Origin of the sequence: Mycobacterium sp. E136, assembly GCF_001666865.1 — a bacterium.
GTDB lineage: Bacteria > Actinomycetota > Actinomycetes > Mycobacteriales > Mycobacteriaceae > Mycobacterium.
In genome coordinates, this window is the sequence record NZ_LZJE01000220.1 from 1 (window position 1) to 3,401 (window position 3,401).

Annotated in this window: 6 protein-coding genes; 3 read left to right on the forward strand and 3 right to left on the reverse strand. The window is 68.5% G+C overall.

The genetic code is table 11. The features are described from left to right. Both A5698_RS14655 and A5698_RS29735 read left to right on the forward strand, forming a co-directional pair. Positions 1-447 (forward strand): YbhB/YbcL family Raf kinase inhibitor-like protein (locus A5698_RS14655; protein WP_068298105.1); only part of this gene is annotated, 447 nt, incomplete at its 5' end. Positions 448-550: 103 nt separating this feature from the next. Beyond that, positions 551-679: a hypothetical protein gene (locus tag A5698_RS29735; RefSeq protein ID WP_286144517.1), complete on the forward strand. Its 129-nt coding sequence runs from the start codon at positions 551-553 to the stop codon at positions 677-679. On the opposite strand, the gene A5698_RS14660 is transcribed toward A5698_RS29735, so the two are convergent. The 3 genes from A5698_RS14660 to A5698_RS14670 are packed head-to-tail and all read right to left on the reverse strand — an operon-like array spanning position 676 to position 3,057. Next, entirely contained in the window at positions 676-1,734 is a 1,059-nt protein-coding gene (locus tag A5698_RS14660; RefSeq protein WP_197506778.1) for a quinone-dependent dihydroorotate dehydrogenase, read from the reverse strand. The genes A5698_RS29735 and A5698_RS14660 overlap by 4 nt on opposite strands. A gap of 7 nt (positions 1,735-1,741) precedes the next feature. Next, a complete protein-coding gene (locus A5698_RS14665) occupies positions 1,742-2,011 on the reverse strand; it encodes a DUF5703 family protein (RefSeq protein WP_068298111.1) in 270 nt (89 codons plus the stop codon). Beyond that, positions 2,008-3,057 (reverse strand): ligand-binding sensor domain-containing protein, encoded by a 1,050-nt coding sequence (locus A5698_RS14670; protein WP_068298113.1) that lies wholly within the window; start codon positions 3,055-3,057, stop codon positions 2,008-2,010. Before A5698_RS14670 ends, A5698_RS14665 begins: the two co-directional genes overlap by 4 nt. A 129-nt stretch (positions 3,058-3,186) precedes the next feature. Here A5698_RS14670 and A5698_RS14675 point away from each other — a divergent pair. Then, a partial coding sequence (locus A5698_RS14675; protein ID WP_068298116.1) for a hypothetical protein occupies positions 3,187-3,401 on the forward strand: 215 nt, incomplete at its 3' end.

Below are 3,401 nucleotides of genomic sequence, written 5' to 3' on the forward strand. Positions count from 1 at the left end.
GCGTTGGCTAACGACCAGGTCAGCGGCATCATGGGCGCCGGCGGCAACGACGTATCGCCCCACCTGACGTGGTCGGGCTTCCCCGAGGAGACCCGCAGCTTCGCCGTCACGGTCTACGACCCCGACGCCCCGACCGCGTCCGGATTCTGGCACTGGGCCGTGGCGAACCTGCCCGCCACCGTGACCGAACTCCCCGAAGGCGCGGGCGACGGCAGCGGACTGCCCGGCGATGCGCTAACCCTGCGCAACGATGCCGGCATCAAGCGCTTCATCGGCGCCGCCCCGCCGCCCGGACACGGTCCGCACCGCTACATCGTCGCCGTGCACGCGGTCGACGCCGAGAAGCTGGACCTGCCCGAGGACGCGACTCCGGCGTACCTCGGCTTCAATCTGTTCCAGCACGCGATCGCGCGGGCGCTGATCCACGCGACGTACGAGCAGAAGTAGCGAAATCCGCTCTGCGCGCTTCGATTACCTGCACGGCTGGCTTTTCTCGGGAACTGACGTATGGTCGCGGTTGAGTGATTGCCACTTCTGTTAAGGAGCGACAATGGCTGACAAGAAACCGGGTAGGAGCCTGAAGAAGGCCGAACGATCCCTCAAGGAGCGCCGCGCCGAGAAGCGGCAGCGCGAAGCCGAGGCGGGTGAGTTCATCCGCAAGCGCAAGCGGGCCAGTTAATTGGCCGACCCCACTGCGTCCGCCAAGGACGCGAAGCCCCCCTCGTGAAGGCGGCGGGCGATGCCGTCGTGAATACGTTTGGCCCACAGCCCGCCGCCGTACACGAACCCGGTGTAACCCTGCAAAAGCGAAGCGCCGGAGGTGATCCGGTCCCAGGCGTCGTCGGCGGTCTCGATGCCGCCGACGCTGATCAACACCAGCCGGTCCCCGACGCGGCGATACAGCCTGCGCAGCACCTCCGCCGAACGCTCGGCCACCGGCCGTCCGGAGATCCCGCCGGTACCCAGCTCGCCGACGCCCGGCGTCGCCAGCCCGTCGCGCGACACCGTCGTGTTGGTGGCAACGATGCCTGCCAGGCCGAGTTCGACTGCCAGGTCGGCGATTTCATCGACATCCTCGTCGGAGAGGTCGGGTGCGATCTTCACCAGCACCGGTGTCGACGTCTCGGCCCGCACCGCGGCCAGGATCGGACGCAACGACTCGACCGCCTGCAAATCGCGCAGCCCCGGCGTATTGGGTGAGCTGACGTTGACGACGACGAACGACGCGAGCGGCCCCAACAGGCGAGCCGATTTCGCGTAGTCCTGGACCGCGGCCTCCGGAGGGGTGGCCTTCGTCTTGCCGATGTTCACTCCGATCGGGACGTCCGGAAGGTGCCGGGCCAATCGCACCGCGAGTTCACCCGCGCCGTGGTTGTTGAAGCCCATTCGGTTGAGCAACGCGTGGTCCTCGGCGAGGCGGAACATCCGCGGCTTCGGATTGCCGGGCTGGGCCTGCGCGGTCACCGTGCCCACCTCGGCATAGCCGAAGCCGAGGGCACCCCAGGTGTGCAGGCCGCTGCCGTTCTTGTCGAAGCCCGCCGCCAGGCCGAGCGGACCCGGGAACCGGACGCCGAAGACGGTGCTCTCCAGGATCGGATCGCGGGGGCCCAGCCACCGGTTCAGCGCGCGCCGCGGCCACGAAAAGTAGGTGACGGCCCGAAGCGCGGCGAAAACCCATGTGTGAATCCGTTCGGGCGCAACGAGAAACAGCGCCCGCCGCAGCGCGCGGTACATCATCCGATCACTGCGCGGGCTGCTCGGGTATGCCTGTCCGGCCGGCCGCCGTCTTCTTGCGGCGCAGCAACACCCGCCGCGAACCGTCGGTGTAGAGCCGGACGCGGGTGAGTTCCCAGCCGCGGTACTCGGCCTCGATCGACAACCGGGTCGATGCGCTGACGCGCGTCACGTCCGGCGGCAGCCGCAGAGGGATCCATTCGTAGTCGTCTGAAGGGTCGGACTTGACGACGTCCTCCCAACCCGGTGGCATCCGTCCCTGGTGGATCGCGCTCATGCGTGCGCTTTCGCCGCGTCGACGATCACCTGCACACCCGCTCCCGATCCGGACATCACATACAGCGTGCCAGAGGATTCGTCGTAAGCCAGGGAGTTTGGTTGCTGCACGGTTCGATATCGCACCTTCTCGACGGGGATTCCGGTGGCCAGATCGTAGCCAACGACGGCGTTCGCCGCTGTCTGCGACACCCAGGCCAGCGTCGACGACCCCGCGAGGCCGTATGGGGAGTCGGGTACCGGATAGCGCTGGCGCAGGATCAGCGGGTCGGTGCCGAACACCAGCAGTCCCTCGCCCCGCGTGTCGGCGACCAGCACCCGGCCGGCCGGATCGGCGGCCATCGTCGTCGCACCCTCACCGGCACGCAACGCCTGCGCCTGCTGGGTGCCGTCCTCGGTGAGCGCCGTCACCGACGTCTGGCCGCGGTCCAGCACGACGGTCGTATTGCCTTGTGTGACAAGGGCATCGACGCGCGCGAAGATCTTCAGCTGTGCCGCGACGGTGGTGTCGGAGCCCAGGGTGTAAACCGCGCCGTCGGCGCTGCCGAGCACCATCCGGCCGTCCGCGCGGCGGCTGATCGCGGTGAACTCGGTGTCCGACTGCCCTTCGACGTCGACCTTGGTCGCGGTGTGCGTGGCGAGGTCGATCCGGTGGTATCCGCCGCGCGTGGCGGCGTAGGCGTGCCCGTCACCGTCGCCGGTCAAGGCGGTCGCCGCGCTGGGCAGCGACACCGTCGTCGCGTCTTCACCGTCCCTGGCGAACACCGTGACCTGGGAATCGCCGGTCGGGTCTGGGGCGAGTACCGCCAACGCGCCGCTTGCCGCGTCGACGACCGCCGCTTGGGCGTTGCCGGCCAGCGGCCGCACCACGCCGTCGGGCCGCCCGGTGCCTTCGGGGGACCGCGCGGCCTGCGCGGGAGCGATCGTCGGGGGTGCGTCGGCGGACTCGGAGGAGCAGGCGCCGACCAGGACAAATGCCGGGAAGATTGCCAGTGCCGCGACGATCCGGCGAATCGGCAGATTCGGGGTGTTTATTTGAGGCGGCAAGGGGTAGCTCTCGGTCGTGCGTACGGTAAATCGACTGAATGGCCAGTCTAGGCAGACCGCTGCACGTGGGTTTTCATCCGCTCGCCGTGGCCCCACAATTAGCGGTTGCGTCAACGGTATGGTGCGATCATGACTCTCGCCGCGGACCGCGCATTGGATGCCCGGGAATTTGTGATCGAGGACATGACCACTGGTCTGCACGCCAGCGGTTTCGGCCAGGTGGGCGACGGCCGCAGTTTCTCGTTTCACGTCGAGCGCCAGATGCTGGTCGTCGAGATCTACCGCCCGCGGTTGACCGGCCCGGTCCCGCACGAGGAGGACGTGGTCGCGGTGTCCGGCCGCAA

Excerpts from the sequence above, each read along its gene's own strand:
- A5698_RS29735 (WP_286144517.1), top strand. The coding sequence starts at position 551 with ATGGCTGACAAGAAACCGGGTAGGAGCCTGAAGAAGGCCGAACGATCC.
- A5698_RS14660 (WP_197506778.1), bottom strand. The coding sequence starts at position 1,734 with ATGTACCGCGCGCTGCGGCGGGCGCTGTTTCTCGTTGCGCCCGAACGG.
- A5698_RS14665 (WP_068298111.1), bottom strand. The coding sequence starts at position 2,011 with ATGAGCGCGATCCACCAGGGACGGATGCCACCGGGTTGGGAGGACGTC.